Origin of the sequence: Paraburkholderia piptadeniae (genome assembly GCF_900007165.1) — a bacterium.
GTDB lineage: Bacteria > Pseudomonadota > Gammaproteobacteria > Burkholderiales > Burkholderiaceae > Paraburkholderia > Paraburkholderia piptadeniae.
Map to the genome: position 1 here is coordinate 22,663 of NZ_CYGY02000028.1, position 19,460 is coordinate 42,122.

Annotated in this window: 20 protein-coding genes; 11 read left to right on the forward strand and 9 right to left on the reverse strand. The window is 64.7% G+C overall.

Annotated features, from left to right (window positions below; genetic code table 11):
* Positions 1-13: 13 nt before the first annotated feature.
* Entirely contained in the window at positions 14-1,045 is a 1,032-nt protein-coding gene (locus tag BN2476_RS14475) for a Vgb family protein (protein ID WP_087734901.1), read from the forward strand.
* Between the two features lie 191 nt (positions 1,046-1,236).
* Positions 1,237-1,866, forward strand: a complete 630-nt coding sequence (locus BN2476_RS14480) for an MlaC/ttg2D family ABC transporter substrate-binding protein (RefSeq protein WP_087734867.1) — start codon at positions 1,237-1,239, stop codon at positions 1,864-1,866.
* Between the two features lie 90 nt (positions 1,867-1,956).
* Here BN2476_RS14480 and BN2476_RS14485 read toward each other — a convergent pair whose 3' ends face one another.
* Both BN2476_RS14485 and BN2476_RS14490 read right to left on the reverse strand, forming a co-directional pair.
* Entirely contained in the window at positions 1,957-2,637 is a 681-nt protein-coding gene (locus tag BN2476_RS14485; RefSeq protein WP_087734868.1) for a haloacid dehalogenase type II, read from the reverse strand.
* Positions 2,638-2,692: 55 nt separating this feature from the next.
* Positions 2,693-3,322, reverse strand: a complete 630-nt coding sequence (locus BN2476_RS14490) for a CGNR zinc finger domain-containing protein (protein ID WP_087734869.1) — start codon at positions 3,320-3,322, stop codon at positions 2,693-2,695.
* Positions 3,323-3,505: 183 nt separating this feature from the next.
* Here BN2476_RS14490 and BN2476_RS14495 point away from each other — a divergent pair, with 183 nt between their 5' ends.
* The 3 genes from BN2476_RS14495 to BN2476_RS14505 all read left to right on the forward strand — a co-directional run bounded on the left by BN2476_RS14495 (position 3,506) and on the right by BN2476_RS14505 (position 6,212).
* Entirely contained in the window at positions 3,506-4,360 is an 855-nt protein-coding gene (locus BN2476_RS14495) for an alpha/beta fold hydrolase (protein ID WP_087734870.1), read from the forward strand.
* Positions 4,361-4,437: 77 nt separating this feature from the next.
* Positions 4,438-5,409, forward strand: coding sequence for a zinc-binding alcohol dehydrogenase family protein (locus tag BN2476_RS14500; protein WP_087734871.1), 972 nt, complete (start codon positions 4,438-4,440; stop codon positions 5,407-5,409).
* Between the two features lie 32 nt (positions 5,410-5,441).
* Positions 5,442-6,212 carry an SDR family oxidoreductase gene (locus tag BN2476_RS14505; RefSeq protein WP_087734872.1) on the forward strand — a complete coding sequence of 257 codons (771 nt, stop codon included), beginning with the start codon at positions 5,442-5,444 and terminating at the stop codon, positions 6,210-6,212.
* Between the two features lie 64 nt (positions 6,213-6,276).
* Here the strand turns inward: BN2476_RS14505 and BN2476_RS14510 are convergent, their stop codons facing one another.
* Together BN2476_RS14510 and BN2476_RS14515 are read right to left on the reverse strand one after the other, a co-directional pair.
* The gene (locus BN2476_RS14510) at positions 6,277-7,143 is read right to left on the reverse strand and encodes a DUF2182 domain-containing protein (protein WP_087734902.1); all 867 of its coding nucleotides are present in this window, start codon (positions 7,141-7,143) and stop codon (positions 6,277-6,279) included.
* A gap of 8 nt (positions 7,144-7,151) precedes the next feature.
* The gene (locus BN2476_RS14515) at positions 7,152-7,916 is read right to left on the reverse strand and encodes a DUF899 domain-containing protein (RefSeq protein ID WP_087734873.1); all 765 of its coding nucleotides are present in this window, start codon (positions 7,914-7,916) and stop codon (positions 7,152-7,154) included.
* Positions 7,917-8,045: 129 nt separating this feature from the next.
* On the opposite strand from BN2476_RS14515, the gene BN2476_RS14520 reads away from it, so the two are divergent.
* The 3 genes from BN2476_RS14520 (at position 8,046) to BN2476_RS47440 (ending at position 10,636) form a co-directional block, all read left to right on the forward strand.
* The gene (locus BN2476_RS14520; RefSeq protein WP_087734874.1) at positions 8,046-9,266 is read left to right on the forward strand and encodes a helix-turn-helix domain-containing protein; all 1,221 of its coding nucleotides are present in this window, start codon (positions 8,046-8,048) and stop codon (positions 9,264-9,266) included.
* A 53-nt stretch (positions 9,267-9,319) separates the two neighbouring features.
* Positions 9,320-9,991, forward strand: a complete 672-nt coding sequence (locus tag BN2476_RS14525; protein ID WP_087734875.1) for a Vgb family protein — start codon at positions 9,320-9,322, stop codon at positions 9,989-9,991.
* A gap of 276 nt (positions 9,992-10,267) precedes the next feature.
* Entirely contained in the window at positions 10,268-10,636 is a 369-nt protein-coding gene (locus BN2476_RS47440; RefSeq protein ID WP_087734876.1) for a hypothetical protein, read from the forward strand.
* Positions 10,637-10,774: 138 nt separating this feature from the next.
* Here BN2476_RS47440 and BN2476_RS14535 read toward each other — a convergent pair whose 3' ends face one another.
* The 5 genes from BN2476_RS14535 to BN2476_RS14555 form a co-directional block, all read right to left on the reverse strand.
* Complete coding sequence (locus BN2476_RS14535) at positions 10,775-11,776, reverse strand: LysR family transcriptional regulator (protein ID WP_087734877.1); 1,002 nt, start codon at positions 11,774-11,776, stop codon at positions 10,775-10,777.
* Between the two features lie 85 nt (positions 11,777-11,861).
* Complete coding sequence (locus BN2476_RS14540) at positions 11,862-12,668, reverse strand: hypothetical protein (protein WP_087734878.1); 807 nt, start codon at positions 12,666-12,668, stop codon at positions 11,862-11,864.
* The gene (locus BN2476_RS14545) at positions 12,665-13,579 is read right to left on the reverse strand and encodes a substrate-binding domain-containing protein (RefSeq protein WP_087734879.1); all 915 of its coding nucleotides are present in this window, start codon (positions 13,577-13,579) and stop codon (positions 12,665-12,667) included. Before BN2476_RS14545 ends, BN2476_RS14540 begins: the two co-directional genes overlap by 4 nt.
* 88 nt (positions 13,580-13,667) lie before the next feature.
* Entirely contained in the window at positions 13,668-14,105 is a 438-nt protein-coding gene (locus BN2476_RS14550) for a c-type cytochrome (protein ID WP_087734880.1), read from the reverse strand.
* Positions 14,106-14,320: 215 nt separating this feature from the next.
* Positions 14,321-16,138: a methanol/ethanol family PQQ-dependent dehydrogenase gene (locus BN2476_RS14555; protein WP_087734881.1), complete on the reverse strand. Its 1,818-nt coding sequence runs from the start codon at positions 16,136-16,138 to the stop codon at positions 14,321-14,323.
* A gap of 386 nt (positions 16,139-16,524) precedes the next feature.
* On the opposite strand from BN2476_RS14555, the gene BN2476_RS14560 reads away from it, so the two are divergent.
* The 3 genes from BN2476_RS14560 (at position 16,525) to BN2476_RS14570 (ending at position 19,452) form a co-directional block, all read left to right on the forward strand.
* Positions 16,525-16,911 (forward strand): 4a-hydroxytetrahydrobiopterin dehydratase, encoded by a 387-nt coding sequence (locus BN2476_RS14560; protein ID WP_087734882.1) that lies wholly within the window; start codon positions 16,525-16,527, stop codon positions 16,909-16,911.
* A gap of 394 nt (positions 16,912-17,305) precedes the next feature.
* On the forward strand, positions 17,306-18,379 hold the full coding sequence (locus BN2476_RS14565) for a beta-ribofuranosylaminobenzene 5'-phosphate synthase family protein (RefSeq protein ID WP_087734883.1): 1,074 nt from the start codon (positions 17,306-17,308) through the stop codon (positions 18,377-18,379).
* Positions 18,380-18,525: 146 nt separating this feature from the next.
* Complete coding sequence (locus BN2476_RS14570) at positions 18,526-19,452, forward strand: NAD(P)-dependent methylenetetrahydromethanopterin dehydrogenase (protein ID WP_087734884.1); 927 nt, start codon at positions 18,526-18,528, stop codon at positions 19,450-19,452.
* Positions 19,453-19,460: the final 8 nt, after the last annotated feature.

Sequence of the window (19,460 nt, forward strand, 5' to 3'; positions counted from 1 at the left end):
GAGGGCGGACATGCTGAAGATCGTCGCGATGGATCGGTTCGTGGCAGCGCTGCGCAAGATTCTCGACGCCCGCAACGCACGTGTTGCCGCGTTGGCGTTCGCGTGCGTCGCGCTCGTGAGCGCGGCACAGACGCAGCCCGCTTCGTTCGACAGCTTCGCTGTCCCGTCGGGCAGCGCGCCGCACGACGTCGCGCCGTCGCCGGACGGCACCGTGTGGTTCACCGCGCAGGCGCGAGGTTCGGCGGGGCGGCTCGACCCGCGAAGCGGCAAGATCGACAGCATTGCGCTCGGCAATGGATCGGCGCCGCATGGCGTGATCGTCGGGCCGGACCTGGCGGCGTGGATCACGGATGGCGGCCAGAACGCGATCGTCCGTGTCGATTCGAAGACACTCGCCGTCACGCGTTTTCCGCTGCCCAAGGACCGGTCGAACGCGAACCTCAACACGGCCGTGTTCGACAAGCAGGGACATCTGTGGTTTACGGGGCAAAGCGGCATCTACGGCGAATTCGATCCAAAGCGCGGCACGATGCGCGTGTTCGATGCGCCGCATGGTGCGGGGCCGTACGGCATCTGCGTGACGCCCAATGGCGGGCTGTATTTCGCATCGCTGGCGGGCAATTACCTCGGCCGCATCGATCCGGCCACAGGCGCCGCGCAAGTCATCGAGCCGCCGACGCCGGATCAGGGCGCGCGCCGCGTCTGGTCCGATTCGCAAGGGCGCGTGTGGATCAGCGAGTGGAACGCGGGACGTGTCGGCATGTTCGATCCGTCGACGCAGCGCTGGCGCGAATGGCGTCTGCCTGGCAACAACCCGCATGCGTATGCGATCTTCGTCGATGATCGCGATATCGTCTGGCTCAGCGAATGGAGCGCGAATGCGCTCGTGCGCTTCGATCCGCACACCGAGCGGTTCGACGTGCTCGCACTGCCGCGCGACCACGCGAACGTGCGGCAGATGATGGGCCGCGCGGGCGAAGTGTGGCTATCCGAATCCGCGACCGACCATCTCGTGCGCTACCCGTCGCGCGCCGCGAAAAACTAACGGGTGACTGATGGATGACTGACGGGCGCGATGTCATCGGCGCACGCGCGCATTGCGTGCGCCACGCCACGGGTAGCTTGTCTGCCAAAAACAGCGGCCGCCCCTACAATAGGCTTCGCCGCGCGATCTCGCGCGCGCCGCGCCGAGCGCGACCTACGCAATCACATGACGAGTTCGCCGATATGAGACTCATGAGACTCCGATTTCTCATTGCCTTTCTCTTTGCCGTCTTTACGTTTTGCAAGGGCGCATCGGCGCAGACCGTCGACAGTTCCGATCCGCAAGCGTTGATCAAGACGGTCACGCAACAGGTGCTCGACGAAGTGCGCAAGCGCGCGATCGAGCCGACCGACATCCCGCGCATCATGGACATCGTGAACCGGGACATCCTGCCGTATATCGACTTCGAGCATACGACGCGGCTCGCGGTAGGCCGTTACTGGCGAACGGCGACGCCCGAGCAGCAAAAGCAGCTCGTGCGGCAGTTCCAGACGCTGTTGATCCACCTGTATTCAGGCGCGCTCGCCCAGCTTCGCCCGGATCAGCAAATCGAATATCCGCCGATACGTTTTTCGCCGACCGATACCGACACCGTCGTGCGCACGATTGCGATCACCAATGCGCAGCCTGTCGAGATCGATTATCGTCTGAGCAAGACGCCGCAAGGCTGGCGCGTGTATGACCTCAACGTGCTCGGTGCGTGGCTCGTGCAGACTTATCGTCAGCAGTTCGGCGAGACGATCCAGCAAAGCGGCGGCATCGATGGACTGATCAGCTTCCTCACTGCGCGCAACGAGCAACTCGCGTCCGGCAAGCAGTGAGACGCGAGGCTCGACGATGCGCGTGCGTTCGAGCCCTGGATACAACGCAATTGATGAAAAGCTCGGCGCGCCGTTGTGTTCGCTGTTGTGTTATTCCGCCGCGCCGAACAGCTTCACCAGCGCATCGAGCCCGTTCACTTCCCAGTCCGGCTTCTGGCCCATTTCTTCGAAGATCTTGCCGCCCCGGTTGATCCATGCCGTCGGAAAGCCGAAATAACGCGCGCCCGTCGCATCCCACGCATTCGACGACACGAACAGGATCTCCGTGCGGTTCAGCCCGAACGCCTGCTCCGCCAGTTCATACACGCGATTGTCCGGCTTGTACACGCGCACGGGATCGACGCTCAGCAGATGATCGAAGCTGTTGCGCAGCCCTGCATGGCCGACCACCGCGCCGATCGAATGCTGAGAGCCGTTCGACAGGATCGCCAGCTTCAGGCCGCGCTGTCGTAGTTCGCGCAACGCGTCGGGCACCTCCGCGAACGGTTGCAGACTGAGATACGCATCGGACAGCGAGCGGCACGTGTTGTCATCCAGCGCGAGCCCGAGATGCCGGCTCGTATAGCGCAACGCTTCTTCCGTCACGTGCTCGAACGGGATATAGCGGTTCATCAGGCTGCGCAGCCACGTGTATTCGAGCTGCTTCTGCCGCCATACGTTGCTGATCTCCTGCCCGCGCCCGGGAAACTGCTCGTCGCATCGGCTGGAAACGGAGTGAACGTCGAACAGCGTGCCGTAGAGGTCGAATGCAATCGCTTTGATGTGGTCCATGCCATGTCCTCCAGATAAACGTGAACGTTTTCATCCGGGCTTTAACCCGCAGGCTTTAACCCTTCGCTTCCTTCAATCGCGCCCGATGCGCCGCCACCTTTGCGCGATTGCCGCAGACCGCCATGCTGCACCAGCGGCGCGCATGGCCGCGTGTGTGATCGGCGAAGAGCAGCGTGCATTTGGGTCCTTCGCACGCTTTCACGTGCGTGAAGTCCTCTTCGCTGACGAGCCGCGCGAGTGCTTCCGCGATCGGCATCAGTAACGACTCCGCCGATTGCCATTTGCGCGTCATGCGAAACGTCAGGGCCGTTGCTCCGTCCGGCCCGTTCGCGACGATCTGGCCGTGCTGTTCGTCGCGCGCGAGCAACTGGTTGAGCGGCTCCAGTTCGCGCAAGTCCTTGACGGCGAGCGCGCGCCCTTTTCTCTTCTGCACGTATCCCCTGAACCATTCGCGCAGACTGCGCGCCTTCGCGGCGACCTCGTCGAGTTCCGCAGGCGTCGACTGCGCGCGCATCGCCGCCAGCACATCGCCCGGAATCATGCCCGCCTGTTCGAGCCAGCCGAGCAGACCCTCGCCGTCGCTGATCCAGTCGACGGGCTCATCGACGGGTGTCGCAACCGAGTTCAGGAAATCAAGGCCGGGCGCATCGGCCACGAACATCGCCGGTATGAGGCGGTAATCCATTTGCGTGTCGATCGTGTGTTGACGATGACCCCATCGTAACCGTTAAAAATCTTCTTGACAAGTTACACCATCACTTCGTAACCTGTATAACGTCGATTTAACGGTTACACGACGGTTGCACGAAACGAGGCAAAAACCTCGGTCCGGAGTCGGTAGAAACCCCAGCCTTTACGGAGAAACGCCATGCCCACGATTGCCCATCGCCACGCCGACGTTGACGGCTTCAACGTGTTCTTTCGGGAAGCCGGCCGCGCCGGCGCGCCGAAGCTGTTGCTGCTGCACGGCTTTCCGAGTTCGAGCCACATGTTTCGCGACCTGATTCCGTTACTCGCGGAGCGCTTCCATATCGTTGCGCCGGATCTGCCGGGATTCGGCCAGTCGGACATGCCCGAGCGCGGCGCTTTCGCGTACACGTTCGACAACATCGCCAATGTGATCGACCGCTTCACGGAAGTGATCGGTTTCGACCGCTACGCGGTGTACGTCTTCGATTACGGCGCACCGACGGGCTTCCGTCTCGCGCTCAAGCACCCCGAGCGGATCACGGCGATCGTTTCGCAAAACGGCAACGCATATGTCGAAGGCCTGAGCGACGGCTGGAATCCGATTCGCGCGTACTGGCAGGACCCGTCGCAAGCGAATCGCAACGCGCTGCGCGCGCTGCTCACGAAAGAGACGACCGTCTGGCAATACACGCATGGCGTGCCCGACACCACGTCGGTTTCGCCCGATGGCTACTCGCTCGACGACTACTACATGAGCCGTCCCGGCGCGCATGAAGTCCAGCTGGACCTGTTCGGCGACTATCGAAGCAACGTTGCGCTGTATCCGGCGTTCCAGCAGTACTTCCGCACGCATCAGCCGCCGTTCCTCGCCGTGTGGGGCAAGAACGATCCGTTCTTCCTGTCCGCCGGCGCCGAAGCGTTCAAGCGCGAGATGCCCGGCGCGGACGTGCGCTTCTTCGATACCGGCCACTTCGCGCTCGAAACGCATGCGGATGAAATCGCAGCGGCCATTTCCGAATTCCTGATTCGCTGATTTGCTGATTTGCGGACTCGCCGTCCGCTTCATCGCATTGCGTCGACCGACGCTGCAACTACCTTAGGAGAAGCTTCATGCGTGCAATCGTGCTCGAAAAATTCGGCGGCCTCGATAGCCTCGTCTATACGGAACTGCCGGAACCGGAGCCGCTGGAGGGCCACGTCGTCATCGAAATCAAGGCGTTCGGCATCAACCACGCCGAAATGCATATGCGGCGCGGCGAGTGGGCCGAAGCCGCGAAAGTCAGCGGCATCGAATGCGTGGGCATCGTCAAGTCGTGTCCGGGCGGCGAGTTTCCCGTCGGCGCGAAGGTGGCCGCGTTGATGGGCGGCCTCGGCCGCACGATCAATGGAAGCTACGCGCAATACACGCGCGCGCCCGTCTCCAACGTCGCGCTGATCGAATCCGATCTGCCGTGGGCCGAGCTCGCGGCGATTCCCGAAACGTATGCGACGGCATGGACGTGCCTGTTCCGCAACCTCGAAATCAGCAACGGACAGACGCTGGTGATTCGCGGCGCGACGTCGTCGTTTGGACAGGCGGCAGTCAAGCTCGCCGTGAACGCGGGTGTGAAAGTGATCGCGACGACGCGCAATCCGGCGCGCTTCGCGATGCTCGAAAAGCTGGGCGCGTCGCGCGTCGAACTCGAAGGCCCCGATCTGTCGAAGCGCATCGGCGAAGCAAAGCAAATCGACGCCGTGCTCGATCTCGTCGGCAACAGCACGATTCTCGATTCGCTCGCGATGTTACGGCGAGGCGGCCGTGCGTGCCTCGCGGGCTGGCTCGGCGGCCTCGCGCCCATCGCAGACTTCAATCCGCTGTTGCAGATGTCGAGCGGCGTGCACCTCACATTTTTCGGCAGCTTCATGTTCGGCACGCCGGGCTTTCCGCTGTCCGACGTACCGCTGCAAGCGATCGCCGCCGATGTCGCGGCGGGCCGTCTCAGCGCGAAGCCGTCGCGCGTGTTCGGTTTCGACGAGATTCGCGAAGCGCACCGCGTGATGGAGGCGAACGAAGCGGGCGGCAAGATGGTCGTCGTCCACTGACGCGCGACGATCGACGAAACCAGGAGACCGATATGTCCAGCAAAATAGCGATCGTCACGGGTGCGAGCCAGGGCATCGGCCGTTCGACGGCGATCAGGCTCGCGCGCGACTTCGACGCGATCGTGCTCGTTGCGCGCAACCGCGAGAATCTGGAGCAAACGGCGGGCGCCGTCAGACAGGTAGGTGCGAAAGCGCTCGCCATCGACGTCGATCTGTCGTTACCCGAAACGGGTCGACAGGTTGTCGACGCAACGCTTGCGTCGTTCGAACGAATCGACGCGTTGCTGAATATCGCGGGCGCCGTGCCGCAGATCGACGTGTTCGACATGACCGATGACGAATGGGATCGCGGCCTCGCGTTGAAGCTGCATGGCGCGCGGCGTCTGACTGTCGCGGCGTGGCCGTCGCTGAAGGAAACGGCGGGGTCCGTCGTAATGATGTCCGGCAATTCGGCGCTCTTTCCGAAGGCCCCGTATGCAGCCGTCGGCACGATCAACGCGGCGATTGTCGCGCTCGCTAAAGCGTTTTCGGATCGCGGCATCGCCGACGGCGTGCAGGTCAACAGCGTGCTGCCCGGACCCGTGATGACGGGACGCCGCCGCTCGTATCTCGAGCATTGGGCGCCGCTGCACGAGATGAGCGTCGAAGAAGCGACGGCGAAGTTTCCAATGGAGGCGGGCATCGCGCGGTATGGCACACCGGAGGAAATCGCCGAACTGATGGCGTTCATCGTTTCGCCGGGCGCGCGGTGGATGACGGGCACGACGCTGCGGATGGACGGCGGAGAAGTGAAATCGATCTGACCTATGAAGGCCGGCAACGCGTTGTGCGCATGCCGGCCTTCTTTTGTGCAAGCGATAAGCCGGATCAACCGAATGCGAATGCGCGCACGAGCATCGTCACACCCATCACCATAACAACGACGCCAGTCGCTCGCGCAACGCGCTCGCCCGCACGTGCAAGACGTTCGGCGGTGATGGCTGCCGTCACGAAGGCCATTGCGTATAGATCCATGATGCCGTCGATCAACAGCACAGCCGTCAGACCGGCGCAGCAATAGCAGCAGTGCACGCCGAGGCGAAGGCCATGCAGCCAGGCCGCGCGAGCATGCGTTGATCGCGCGCGGCCGCTCATGGTCGTACAACGGCAGCACGCAAGATAGCGGGCCTTCCACGCACTGAACTGCACGACGCCTGCAACGAGCACGGCCACGCCCGCCGCGGCGGGAATCGCGTGCGCGAGCGTCGCGAAGTGCAGCGCGAGCGCAGTCGTCGCTGCACCCAGCGCAAACACGGCGACGCCCGCCACGGTCCACACGAAGAAGTAGCCGACACTCACGAGCGCCGTCAACGGCGCGACGCGTCTACCGTCCGTTCCATTCCTTTCGTCTGTCAGGCCGACCGCCTCGTGATAACGCCACAGCACGGGCGCGAGAGACGGCAGCATCATCGCGATCATCATCACGAGCCACATGCCGACGAACGACGCCGCGGCGCGCGGCCATTTCTGCCCGCACATGGGGACCCAAGTCATCGACAGGGTCCAGCCGCCGGGCATCGGCATTTCGCCCATTGACGACATCGACGTGCTCCAGACGATCGTCGATGCCGCGCAGACGGCGAAGACGAGTGCAACGATGGCAAAGAAGGTCCACTGCGAGGAGCGCCGCGAAGTCCGCGACGCAGCCGCACGCCTCGAAACGTCGCGCCCGGTGGCAGCGCCGATGGCGTCCACGATCAACCTCAGCGCTGCGCGTATTCGTCGTGACGGCGCCACCAGATGCCCTGCTCGTTGCGCCCCCTCGGCGCGCGATCGAGCCACTGGTACACGCCCCACAGACCGTCGAGACCGCGCGCATACGTCGAATACGTGTGATACACGACGCCGTCCTCGATGACGAACGCGCTCATGCCGGGCCGGTCTCGCGAGTAGGTCGGCGCATCGGTGCCGCATGTGGCCGCGAACTGGACGACGGGTTCGGGCGCAGGCTCCACGTCCATTGCGTGCCCGCCGCGCTCGAAGTTGTATTCGACGGCGCCTGTGCGCTGCTGCTCTTCGGTGAACGACACGTTGAAGTCGAAGTTGAAGTCGCTGCCGCTCGCCGACGCCCACGGAAACGTCCAGCCCATCCGCTTCCTGTATGCCTGAAGCTTGACGAGCGGCGCACGGGAGACGGCCGTCAGCATCACATCGTGATTCGCCAGATGGACGGCGAAGCCGTTGAAGCCGTCTGCGATCGACGAGCACGACGGGCAGCCCGCCGTATAGTCCGGCCCGAACATGAAGTGATAGACGAGCAGCTGCGAGCGTCCTTTGAACAGGTCCGCGAGCGTGGCACTTCCGTCATCCGTCTCGAACGTGTACGCCTTGTCGACGCGGACCCAGGGCAGCGCCTGACGTTGCCGCGCCAGCTCGTCGCTGCGCCGCGTCAGCGCCTTTTCCGCCTCCAGCAGTTCGAGCCGTGCCGCCAGCCATTGCTCGCGTGTTCCTTTCGCATGAGTGGTCATCGTGGGTTCCTCCGTTGAATGTCGTGCGCCGGGCGATGGGTCGCCGATGCGCCGTTTTCGTGAATCGACGTGTGCTAGATTAGGACCGCCCATCGGATGGATGGGAGTGACAAATGTGACGGGATTCGGATGGACTCACTCATCGCCGCTGCGGCGCGCGCGCTCGCGGCAGGTGATCCCCTCGGTGCGCTGAACCGCGTCGCGTTGCGCGACGACGCACCCGCGCTCGCGCTGCGCGGCATCGCGATGGCGCAGCTCGGCGATCTCGTTCGCGCGAAGGCGCTGGTGCGAAGCGCGGCGCGCGCCTTCGGTCCCAAAGAGGCCGTCGCCCGCGCGCGATGCATCGTCGCCGAGGCCGAAATTGCGCTCGCTTCGCGCGACCTCGGTTGGCCCGCGAAGTCGCTCGACGCCGCGCGCGCCACGCTCGAAGCGCACGGCGATCATCTCAACGCAGCACATGCGCGGTATCTCGAAGTCAGGCGCTTGCTGCTGATCGGCCGTCTCGACGAGGCCGAGCGCCTGCTCGACGGATTCGATCCCGCGCCCTTCCCGCCCGCGTCGAGCGCCGCGCACGAGCTGATCGTGGCCGGCATCGCGATGCGCCGGCTGCGCACGAAGACGGCACGTGCCGCGCTCGTCCGCGCCGGGCGCGCCGCGCGTCACGCGGGCATTCCGGGGCTCACGGCCGAAGTCGAAAGCGCGGCGCGTCTGCTGGACTCGCCCGCAGCGCGTCTGATTGCGAATGGCGAAGAGCGGCTCCTGCTGCTCGACGAAGTGGAAGCGCTGATGGCGTCGAAGGCGCTCGTCGTCGATGCATGCAGGAACGTCGTGCGCGACGCGGGCAGCGTCGTCGCGCTCGCGACGCGTCCCGTGCTGTTCAATCTCGCTCGCGTGCTCGCCGAAGCGTGGCCCGGCGACGTGCCGCGCGACACGCTCATCGCGCGCGCATTCCGGATGAAGCACGCCGACGAGTCGCATCGCGCGCGCCTGCGTGTCGAGATGGGACGGCTTCGCGCGATGCTCGGCGCGCTCGCCGACGTGACGGCGACGCGACGCGGCTTTGCTCTCGTGCCGCGGCGCGCGCCCGAAGTCGTCGTGCTGGCGCGGCCCGTCGAAGAAGAACACGCGGCGTTGCTCGCCTTTCTCGCCGATGGCGAATCGTGGTCGAGCTCGGCACTCGCGCTCGCGCTCGGCGCGAGCCAACGCACGGTGCAGCGCGCGCTCGATTCCCTTGCGGCAGCCGGCAAGGTGCAGTCGTTCGGGCGCGGACGCGCCCGCCGCTGGATGACGCCGCCGATGCCCGGATTCGCGACGGCGTTGTTACTCCCCACGCCGCTGCCCATCGACTAGCATGAGAGGCTCGACTCTTCACCGACCACTTCTTCACCGACCAGGATGACAGCATGAATCGATCAGCCGCTGAAATCGTGCGTGAATATGGACCCTTTCCGGGCATCGACAGCGTGCATGGCGTCACATATGACGGCCAGAACGTCTGGTTCGCCACCGGCGACACGCTGCAGGCGCTGGACCCCGCAAGCGGACAGACGACGCGCTCGATCGGCGTGGACGCGGACGCGGGAACGGCATTCGACGGCCTGCACCTGTTCCAGATCGCCGACGACCGCATCCAGAAGGTCGATCCGCAAACGGGCCGCGTGCTCGCGACGATCCCCGCGCCCGCCGGCAGCAACTCGGGGCTCGCATGGGCGGAGGGATCGCTGTGGGTCGGGCAGTATCGCGAGCGGAAGATCCATCAGGTCGATCCTCAGACAGGAGCGATTCTTCGCACCATCGAATCGAACCGCTTCGTCACGGGCGTGACGTGGGTCGATGGCGAACTGTGGCACGGCACGTGGGAAGGCGACGAGAGCGACTTGCGGCACGTCGATCCGCGCACGGGCGAAGTGCTCGAAATGGTCGAGTTGCCGCAAGGGGTGATGGTGTCGGGGCTCGAGTCCGATGGCGCTGACCGGTTTTTCTGTGGCGGTGGCGATAGCGGGAAACTGCGTGCAGTGCGGCGGCCGAAGCGAGAGAGCGAGGCTGGGGGTACGGTCGGCACAGCGAGAGGGTGAAGGGTGGTGGAGCGCGCGTCAAAATAAGTGCGATGAGGATGTCTATCCTTTACATCGAGACTTTTATCAGATCGCTCATGTGTACGGAATCAATCGTAGACCGCGCCACCACATTGCAACGATCCGTAAGCCAGCGATTCGCTATTGCAAGACACTCCGCCGGCCGCACACCACCCTCGAAACAGCATTTACAGACGATTACACATTCGCCACACCTTTGCGGGACGGCCGCTCATACAATCCGTTGCATCCGAAAACGGCATCAGGGAGACAGCAATGATTCGATCGAAAACGGCCGTCGCCGCTGCGGTGATTTTCCTGGCCTGCGCGTCCGCGCCTGCTTTTGCGCAGGGCGGAGGCAATGGTGGCGGTAACGGCGGAGGCAATGGCGGTGGAAACGGTGGCGGCAATGGCGGAGGCCACGGCGCAGGCGTCGGAGCCGGGATGGGCCACGCGGGCGGCATGTCGGCGAGCCATATGAGCGCGAAAGGACTCGCCAATACCAACAGTCACGTCGCGGCCGACCGCGACATGGGACAAGACCGCGCCGCCGATCGCGCGAGCATTCACTCGCAAACTCACATCGGCCAGCATGTCAATCGCGGCAAGCGCACGGCAACGGGACGCACGGCGACACACACGTAGTGCGGTGTGATTCAGGGGCCGCCTAACGGCGGCCGTTCCCGCTCGGCCGCCGACGATCAATGATGCTCCAGTGCAAGCCTGACCGGCTTCGCTTGCCCATCAATCTTGCGCCCACGCGGTCGACGCCGCGCCCGCCCCTCACCCCCGCTCCACCTTCTCCTCCCGCTTCGCACTGCGCCCGCGCCGCGCGGTCGCCGACGACAGCGGCTGCATCAACTTCGCATACTCCTGCTCGAGAAACGGCTCCGCGTGTTCGAGCAGAAAGCGCCGAAACATCACGCACGTCGGCGACAACTGCTTCGAGCTCAGATGCACGATCTGCCACGTGCGCTCGACGGGCGTCCCGTTCACGTCGAGCAGCGCGATCTCGCCGGTGCGCAGTTCGAGCGCGAGCGTATGCAGCGAGATGAGGCTCACGCCCATGCCCGCCATCACAGCCTGCTTGATCGTTTCGTTGCTGCCGAGCGTCACGCAGCGCGCCGGTGTGAACAGATGCTGCCGGAACGTATGCTCGGTGACGGCCCGCGTGCCCGAACCCGGCTCGCGCAGCAAAAACGTATCGCCCGCCAGCTCCTGCAGATCGAAGCGGCGCGCGTTACGCAACGGATGCGTAACGGGCGCGATGATCACATGCGGATGGTACGCAAGCGGCTCGGCCGTCGTGCCCAGTTCCGGCGGCGGGCGGCCCATGATCGCGAGATCGGTTGCGTTGTCCTGCAACAGCCTCAGCAGCGTCTCGCGGTTGCCGACGGAAAAATGCACGTCGACCTTCGGAAACTGCTTCGAATACAGCGCCAGCAGCTTCGGCGCGAAGTAGGTCGCGGAACTCACGATACTCACCGCGATCGTGCCGCTATCGGCTTGCGCGAGCGAGGACATCGTGTCTTCGGCGTCCTTGATCTCGCCGAGAATGCGGCTCGCGTGATGCGACAGACGCTCGCCCGCTTCTGTCAGCGTCAGCCGCCGCGCAATGCGCTCGAAGAGCGGCATGCCGATCGCCTCTTCCAGTTGCCGGATCTGCATCGACACGGCGGGCTGCGTCAGATGCAATTCTTCCGCCGCGCGCGCGAAGCTCGGCAGTCGGCTTGCGATCACGAAGATCTGCAGTTGCCTGAGCGTCAGCGAGCGGATCAGATTCATGATGCGTTTTCCCAAACGCGTTTCGACGGGCAGCGAGCACGCCGCCCGTCATCTCACGCAGCGTCCATCCAATATTCAGCGAAAATCAGCGGCTCGCACGCGGCGCGTTGGAGGATGGCTTCGGCGTCGAAGGCGCGCCGTGCGCGGGCGGCGACAGCTTGCGCACCGACGTCTCGTAGCTCACCGATTCCGTCTTGACGGGATGCGCGAAATCGCCGTTGTCGCCGGGCACCTCGGTGAGCAGCAACGACACGCCGCCAGGCACGCCATCGGCGAGGATGAACGTGTAGCGCTTGCTCGTGTACTTCGGAAAGCGCTCCGCGTTCGGATCGTGCAGATACGGTTGAATCACGATCTTGCGCGCCTTCACCGGCTTTCCGTCCACCTGCGCAGTCACATCCGTGATGGGCGGCCCCGCCGCGAGCGCGAGCCGGACGCGCTGCTGGAAATAGCGGCGCTGTCCGCCCGTCAACTGCTCCATCTCCGCGATGTCGCGTTCGAGAAAATACAGAATGATCGGGTTGCACGGCAGATTGCCGGGCAACGTCGCCTTGCCCTTCGCATCGGTGACGGTCGCGTCGCTCTTCGCGTTGTCGTCGCTCGCGACGAGCACGCGAACCCGGTCCGTCGACTTCTCGGGCGGCGCCGATACGACGAGCGAATAGTCAAGCTCCGTCTGCGACGCGAGGCCATGCAGATGCGGCGTGAGAAACAGCAGCTTTTCGGCGGGCGCGATGGGCGTAGCATCGTCGGCAAGCGCGGCCTGCGACATAGCCATCGACACGGCCACCGATACACCCAGCGGCGCCGCGACGGCCGCCATCGCGACGACGCCGCGCACGACAAACGCGCGCGCCAGCCCGCGTGCACATCCCGCCGTCTTGCGCGTCATTTCGGCGAGTCCGTTGCGACGGGCGCGCTCGCCAGCGGCAGTAGCGGCACGTCGTAGCTGGTCAGAATCTGGTCGATGTTGCCTTGATGCGTCGCGATCCACTGGTCGATCTTGTCGTGCCATGCCTTCTCACCGTTGCGCACGCCCATCGAGATTTCATAGTCGAAGCGGATGCCCGGCTGCGGCGGGAACGGCACGAGCTTCACGCGATCGCTCGCCTGCTTCGCGAAATAGCCCGCAATCGGCCCCCAGACGAACACCACGTCGACTTTGCCCTGCGCCAGATCGCGCTGGATCATCTCGCCGGGAAACTCGTTCGGGTCGCCGCTTTGCGCGCGATACGACACGGCCTGGTCGATCAGGTTGTTCGACAACAACCAGTCGACGGCCGGCGTCTGCGTGAAGATGCCGAGCTTGAGTTTCTTCAGCTGATCGGGTGGCAGCTTTAGCAGATCAGTTGGCGTGTTGATGTTCGCGAACTCGGGGCGTTTCTGGAACACCATCGCATACGTCGAGTGCAGCCAGGGACGCGTGGTCGCCGTCATGTCGTAGCCGTGCGGCACGCCGATCACGAGGTCGCATCTGAACTGCTCGGTGTTGGGCAGCTTCTCGCGCAGCGTATGCCGCACGAAGCCCATGCGCTGCGGAAAATATGTGTATTCGAGCTTGTAGCCGAAGTCCTTGGCCATCGCAGCCGCGATCTTGTTCTCGAAGCCCTCGCCCTTCTCGTTCGAGAGCGGCATGTTGTTCGGATCGGCGCACACGCGCAACACGTTGTCGGCGCCGTCGTTGTTCGGCAGGTTCGGCGCGGGCGCGCCCTGCGCGCGAGCGGATGGCCCGCCGATGCAGGCCCAGCACAGCGTCAGCATGGCACAGGCAACATGGACGGCTAAACGTCTGCGATCGTACATGGAGGTCTCCCGGGTTTGCGTCATGCGATGCACGGCATACGGTCACTCACGTAAGCGCGTCACGCAGAATCACGTGACGCCATGTAGCTCATTTTGTATCGATCGCCTGCAGATCGCCCGGTTTGATCTTGCCGTCGGAGCGGCCCTTCAGGTACGCGTAGAGGTTTTCCCAGTTCTTCTGCATCATCGAGCTCGAACTGAAGTCGGGCATGCCCTTGTCGACACGTCCGCCGAATACGGTACGGTGAAATTCGTTCTTGTCGAGCGTCTTGAACGCGTCGATCAGCGACGGGCCCACGAGGCCCTCCTGCTTGGCGCCATGACAGCGCTCACAGGCAAGCGCACGCCATGTCTTCCAGCCCAGCAATGTATTGTTGTCGACCTTGTCGCCATCGACGACCTTGTAAGCGACCTGCTGGACCTGTGGCGCGCCCGACGACTGCCCCCAGCTATTGGTGATAACGACAGGTAATGCGCCCAATCCCAGCAATGTACCTGCAAGCGACAGCATAACGCGGCCTTTCATGCGTTCGTCTCCCTTACTCTGGTCTCACGCAAAGACGTTGCGTGTTTTCGATTGAACCTGCTCTTCGACTGCAAAGTGGCTGCCGTGCGGCGCGTCTGCTTCGACGCGCCGGCCGGAGCCGCTTCAAGTCTTCACCGTAGCCGAAGACCGCATACCGGCGTCTTCGGCTACGTCACTGCTGCTGCGAAACTGCTGCTGCGAAACCACCTTGGGGGTCAGCCCTTTTCGCCCGGAATCGCGAACACGAACAGCGTGCCGCCGAGCGCCGTGTACTTCGCCAGTTCACGGTAGCCACCGACAGCGCCCAGGCCTTCCGTCGACTTCTGCAAGCCGGCTGCCATGCCGATGCCCGCCCAGCCGCCGATGCCCGAGTACACGCCGATGTACTGCTTGCCCTGAAACTGATACGTGAACACGTTGCCGATGATTCCCGACGGCGTCTTGAACTTCCACAGCTCCTTGCCGTCCTTGATCCGAACTGCCTTGATGTAGCCTTCCAGCGTGCCGTAGAAGACGATGCCGCCCGCCGTCGCCAGCGCGCCCGACCACACCGAGAACCGTTCCGGCTTCGACCAGACGATCTTGCCCTTCGACGCATCCCACGCGATGAAATTGCCCATCGCGCCCTTTTCGTTAGGACCTGGATACATCGACAGCGTTGCGCCGACATAGGGTTGTCCCGACACGTAATCGACGTCGAACGGCTCATAGTCCATGCACACGTGATTCGTCGGCACGAGGAACAGACTCGACGACGGATCGAATGCCGCCGGCTGCTCGTCCTTCGAACCCAGCGCGGCCGGGCAGATGCCCTTCACGTTGTGATCGGGGCCCGCTTTCTGCGTCGAATAGGTTGCGTTGCGGATGGGAAGACCGCTCTTCAGGTCGACGCTATCCGCCCAGTTCACGGCCGGGTCGTACTTCTGCGCAACCAGCAGCTCGCCCGATTCGCGGTTCAGCGTATAGCCGAAGCCGTTGCGGTCGAAGTGCACGATCGCGGGCGTCTTCTTGCCGTTCACGGCGATGTCCGCAAGGATCATTTCGTTGACGCCGTCATAGTCCCACTCGTCGTGCGGCGTCATCTGATAGACCCACTTCGCCTTGCCCGTGTTCAGGTCGCGCGCGAAGATCGACATGGACCACTTGTTGTCGCCGGGGCGCTGCGTCGGATTCCACGTGCCCGGATTGCCCGTGCCGTAGTAGACCAGATTCAGCTTCGGGTCCCACGCGTACCAGCCCCATGTGGTGCCGCCGCCGAGCTTCCACTGATCGCCCTTCCAGCTCTTGATCGACGAGTCCGCGCCCACCGGCTGCAGCTTGCCTTCGGCCCAGGTCATCGTCTGCTGCGGATCGAGCAGCATCTCGTTGTCGGGGCCCGTGCTGTAGGCGATCCATGCCTGCTTGCCCGTCTTGATGTCGTAGGCGATCAGACGCCCGCGCACGCCGAACTCGCCGCCGGAGATGCCCGTCAGCACCTTGTCGCCGAATACATGCGGCGCGTTGGTGTTGGTTTCACCCGCCTTCGGATTGCCGTTTTGCGCTTTCCAGACGACTTCGCCCGTCTTCGCGTTCAGCGCGACGAGCGTCGTATCCGCCTGTTGCAGGAAGATCTTGCCGTCGCCGTATGCGAGCCCGCGGTTGACGGTATCGCAGCACATCACGGAGATCACGGCCGTATCCTGCTTCGGCTCGTACTGCCACAGGAAGGTCTGGTCCTTCAGGCTGACCGCGATGACCTTGTTGGGGAACGGCGAGTGGATATACATCGTGTCGCCGATCACGAGAGGCGAGCCTTCGTGACCGCGCAGCACACCCGTCGACATCGTCCAGGCGACCTGGAGTTTGCCGACATTGCTTTCGTTGATCTGCTTGAGCGGGCTGTACCGGTGATTCGCATAGTCACCAGCCTGCGACGCCCAATTCGAGGGGTTCTTGAGCAGCGAGTCCAGTTGCGGATCGGCATAGGCCAGGAACGAGTTCAGCGCCGTCGCAACGAACACCGCCAGTCCGAGAACCAGGGTGCGTACGTTCATGTCTCCTCCAGAATGATGTACTGGTTAAACCGTCCAGTTACCGTTGACACGCTACCGGGTCGCTCCAGCCGCGCCTCTGGATGCAGGTAACGCCTTGTGCTGGGCCAGGTCCATTGCCCGACTCATGCGTATGACGGCGGATCGCATATTCCATGCCGGTCGCTATCGCACGCCGCCACGCGGCGCTGCGGCGTCAACGTGTTCCGCTTCTCAAGCGAGCGCGAGACATACTGTGTCAGATACGCAAACAATCGACGGCCCGGCGTTACGCCTGTCAGCGGATTGCAAAGCGGCTTTGCGCTCGAAACAGGAGCCGGCACTGAATCGCCATCGGCACTAAGCTTCCATATGCGACATCCATCACATGACACGAGCGGAGGCCCGCCATGACGCAAAGCGAACAGGTGTATTCCGACGAGGAAATCCAGAAGAGGCTCGAAGGCCCGTTGCAGCACTGGTATATGGAAGACGGCTGGCTGCGGCGCAAGTACCGCACGGAAAGCTGGAAAGGCACGCTGATGGTGGTCAACGCGGTCGGCCACCTCGCCGAGGCCGCGTGGCATCACCCGGATCTGACGGTGTCGTATGCGTTCGTCATCGTGAAGCTGAAGACGCACACGGCAAAGGGCATCACGGACAAGGACTTCGCGCTCGCCCGTAAGATCGAGGAAGTGATCCAGTGGCAGCCGGGCAAGGAAGGCGGCCCGCTCGAAGGCACGCCGTCGGACGATCAGCGTTTCCGCTATATCAAGTACGACGCGCCGAAGAGCTGAAGCGTCGACGCGACGAGAAAAGCGCGCGCGGTCCTGCGGCCGCTCGTGCGCGTGAAGCGCGACGCTGCCGTTTCGCGGCGAGCCGCGCGTGACACGCCGTGCCGCGATCGGCGCTGCGCTGCGGCTGTGTCACGGCTGTGTCGCGGCTTCCTGTATCGAGGCTGTGTCGCGGCTGTGTCAGGGCTGTATCGCATTCGACACGCGATGTCGCCGCGAGCGCGTCGTCTGCCGCGCGCAATGTCGTCAAGAACCCCCGCGCAGCGCCGCCGGGAGGCGTCGAGGCCCGCGCCGATCCGCGCCCTATCGCCAGTGGTACGGCTCTTGCCTGACGATGGGAACGTCCCGGCTCGCCTGGCCGCCCCACGCACACCCCATTCGACAAGGAAGCCTTCGCATGCGGATGTCATCCGAACGCACGTCGGCCTTGCCAGCCCTCTCCGCGATCACCGTCGAAGCGCCCGGCCGCCTGCACATGGGCTTTCTCGATCCGGGCGCATCGCTCGGGCGCGCGTTCGGCAGCGTCGGCGTCGTGATCGAAGGATGCTGCACGCGCGTCACCGCGCGGCACGCCGACGACCGGCTGATCGAAGGCGAGCCCACACCCGCGCAGCGCGAGCGTATCGAACGCTATCTCGCGCTGCTGCACGACGCATACGGCGGGCCGCCCGTTTCCATCCAGGTGGAGCAAGCCGCGCGCGCCCATTGCGGAATCGGCTCGGGCACGCAGCTCGCGCTCGCGGTCGCCACGGCGTATGCGCGTCTCGCGGGCATCGACGCGACGAGCGCGGAACTCGCGCAGCGGCTCGGACGCGGCGCGCGCTCCGGCATCGGCGTGCTCGGTTTCGATCACGGCGGGCTGATCGTCGATGGCGGCCCAGGCCGCGCGACATCCCGCAGCGGCGCACATGCCGGATCGCCTGCGGCCCGCGCGGCGATGCTGCCGCCACTGCTCGCGCGCCAGCCCTTTCCCGACGACTGGCGCATCGTGCTGATCGACGACACCACTCGCGAAGGCCTGCACGGCGAAGATGAGCGGCGCGGCCTCGCCGCCTTGCCGCCGTTCCCGCAGGAACTCGCCGCGCACGTGTGCCACCAGTTGCTGATGCGCGTGCTGCCCGGCATGGCGCAAGGCGATTTCGATTCGTTCGCGGCGGGCGTCAGCGCGATCCAGCAGTCGATCGGCGAGTACTTCGCGCCCGTGCAGGGCGGCGTGTATTCGAGCCGCGCTGTCGCGGCCGCGCTCCATGCGATCGACGCAAACCAGACGGCGGGCATCGGACAAAGCTCGTGGGGACCGACGGGCTTCGCGTTCGTGCAGAGCGCACAGCGCGCCGACGAGGCGCTCGCCGCCGCGCGCGCGGCCACGCGTGCGTTTCCGGGCATCGTCTGCTCGGTCACGCGCGGGCGCAATCACGGCGCGCGCTTCTATGCCGTCCAGCAGCCGCATTTCGGCGTCGACGCCCGATGAGCCGCCCGATGAGCCGCCGATGTGCCCGAACCAGTTCTACTCAGCCCGATCATCGCGAATCGCCGCGCCCGCCGCCGGATCGAATCCGCGCGGCCCGACGGGTCGCGCACGCCCCCGCTACCGACTACCCCCAATGAGCCCATGCCATGTCCACAACTACTGAAAGGCCCTACATCCTGCACATGTTCACGCCGACGCCGCAGATGAGCCCGTTCGACGTCAACATGGCCGCCGATGCCGGTTACGAGATTCTCGTGCCGTACTGCGAGGTCGACGTGCGCAACGTCGTGCAGCTGACGCAGGACGCGATCTTCTCGCGCGGCCCGAAAGGCGTGTCGCGCACGGGCATCTTCATCGGCGGACGCGACGTGATGCTCGCCGCCGACATGCTCGACCGCGCGCGCGAAGCGATGGTGCCGCCGTTCGAAGTCTCCGTGTTCGCCGATCCGAGCGGCGCATATACGACGTCGGCGGCGCTCGTCGCGCTCGTCGAATGTCATCTGAAAGCGCAGTACGGCGACGAACTGAAGGACAAGCAGGTGCTGATACTCGGCGGCACGGGCGCGGTTGGACGGATCACGGCGGCCATCGCGGCGACGCTCGGCGCGCATGTCACCATCGCGAGCCATTCTGATGCGGCCCGCGCCGAACGCGCGAGCCAGGACGTCGACGAACGCTTCGGCATCCGGACGACTGGCGTCGGCACGGGCACGCCCGATACGCTGCATGCCGCGCTCGCGCACGCCGACATCGTATTCGCAACGGCGACGGCGGGCGTGCAGGTCGTGAGCGCCGCCGATCTCGCGCATGCGCAGCGCCTCGTCGTCGCCGCCGACGTGAACGCGGTGCCGCCCGAAGGCATCGCGGGTGTGAACGTGATGGACGACGGCAAGCCGCTCGCGGGCGCGGCGCGGCCGGACGCGATCGGCATCGGCGCGCTTGCGATCGGCAACGTGAAGTATCAGGTCGAGCATCGCCTGTTCACGCGGATGCGCACGGCCGGCAAGGCCGCCTATCTGGGCTTCACGGAAGCGTTCGACGAAGCGCGTGCCGTCGTCGCAGAGCGCAGCTAGCGCGCAGC